At 63.6% G+C, this 1285-nt stretch carries 1 protein-coding gene; it reads right to left on the minus strand.

Annotated elements, in window-relative coordinates:
* Positions 1-31 precede the first annotated feature (31 nt).
* Positions 32-1234, minus strand: coding sequence for an efflux RND transporter periplasmic adaptor subunit (locus E4631_RS25625; RefSeq protein ID WP_135318685.1), 1203 nt, complete (start codon positions 1232-1234; stop codon positions 32-34).
* Positions 1235-1285 lie beyond the last annotated feature (51 nt).

Genomic DNA, 1285 nt, shown 5'->3' on the forward strand with positions numbered 1-1285 from the left:
GGGTTAAACTAGCGGCCAATACCAACGGGAATTACTCTTCCTCTTCGGCATTCTTAAGCTTGGCCAGCAGCGAATAGGCCCCCCCGACCACTACTTTGGTCGTGGCAGTGCCCGCTGGCAGCGTTACCTGCGTGTAGCCGCTCTCACTTACCCCGGTTACTACGGGTATCATGCGGTAGCCGGTTTCGCCCTTTGGCGCGGGCTTGTCATCGACGAGAAAAATGTAAGGCCGGCCCCCGAACTGTACCACGGCCTGGTCGGGCAGGGCGGGCACGGAGGCCGAGTTGGTTTCGACCACGGCCCGAACATAGGTTCCCGGCAGGCGGCTGGCATCCTCGCGGGTCAGGTGGGCATATACCCGCACCGTGCGGTCCTCGCTTACTGCCCGGCCAATGAGGTACACCTTGGCCTGGTGGTTGTCGCCTACCGAGTCGTTGGTCAGGGTGTAGCGCACGGTCTGGCCGTTGCGTACCTTGGGTACGTCCTTTTCAAAGACTGTCAACACCACGTCGAGGTGCGAGGGGTCCACGATTTCAAACAGCACGTCGGTGGGCGTTACGCTCTGGCCGGCGCTGACGTTCACGGTTTTTAGGTAGCCGCCGCGCGGGGCCTTCACCGGAGCCGTAGTAGTCATGGCACCGCCGACGGGCAGCCCGGCCAGGCGCAGGCGCGCCGCCTGGGCCGCTACCTGCGCCTGCAGGGCCCGGTAGTCGGCGCGGGCCTGCTGGAAGTTTTTCTGCGGGGCAACCTCCTGCTTGTAGAGTTCCTCCTGCCGGGCATAGTTGGCGCGGGCATACTCCAGGCGGCTGCTGGTTTCGAGGTAATCCTGCTGCAGCTGCACGTACTCGGGGTTGCGGATGGTGGCCAGCACCTGCCCGGCCCGTACGCGCGCGCCCTGCTGCAGGGTGGTGCGCTCGATGATACCCCCGAGCAAGGAGCTGACAGCCACCGCGTTTTCGGGCGGCGCGTCCAGGGTGCCGTTGACTTTGAGCACCCCGCTCAGCACCCGGTCTTCCACGGGGCCCAGCCGGATGCCGGCGGTTTGCTGCTCGGCGGGCGAGAGGGTAGCCAGGGTGGCTTGTTTCTCCTTAGCTTCGCCGCTAGTCTGGCCGGCTTTGGTCGGCTGGTCGCCGGGCTTCTCGGTTTTCGTGTCTTCAGCTGCCGCTTCTTTTTTGTCGCCGCCGCAGCTGGCCAGGGTTAGCCCCAGCAGGGCCAGAAATGCAATATTCTTCATGGAGGAAATTCAGGGAATCAAAGAAGGGTTACTGAGGCGTACTGTTAAGTA

The sequence above is a fragment of the Hymenobacter sp. UV11 genome (assembly GCF_004684095.1).
Taxonomy (GTDB): Bacteria; Bacteroidota; Bacteroidia; order Cytophagales; family Hymenobacteraceae; genus Hymenobacter.